This is a genomic window from Rhodococcus sp. AC861 (assembly GCF_979256035.1).
Genome location: NZ_CEEDMW010000023.1, coordinates 1 through 316, shown reverse-complemented (window position 1 = coordinate 316; position 316 = coordinate 1). Strand labels below are relative to the sequence as shown.

1 protein-coding gene is annotated in these 316 nt (G+C 42.4%); it reads left to right on the top strand.

Going from position 1 to position 316, the window contains the following annotated elements; all coding sequences use genetic code 11:
• On the top strand, positions 1–316 hold a 316-nt coding region (locus AC0IX4_RS22975), incomplete at both ends, for a CatA-like O-acetyltransferase (protein WP_471831389.1).

The following is a 316-nucleotide window of genomic DNA, read 5'->3' as shown; positions in this document are numbered from 1 at the left end:
TCGTAAAGAACATTTTGAGGCATTTCAGTCAGTTGCTCAATGTACCTATAACCAGACCGTTCAGCTGGATATTACGGCCTTTTTAAAGACCGTAAAGAAAAATAAGCACAAGTTTTATCCGGCCTTTATTCACATTCTTGCCCGCCTGATGAATGCTCATCCGGAATTTCGTATGGCAATGAAAGACGGTGAGCTGGTGATATGGGATAGTGTTCACCCTTGTTACACCGTTTTCCATGAGCAAACTGAAACGTTTTCATCGCTCTGGAGTGAATACCACGACGATTTCCGGCAGTTTCTACACATATATTCGCAA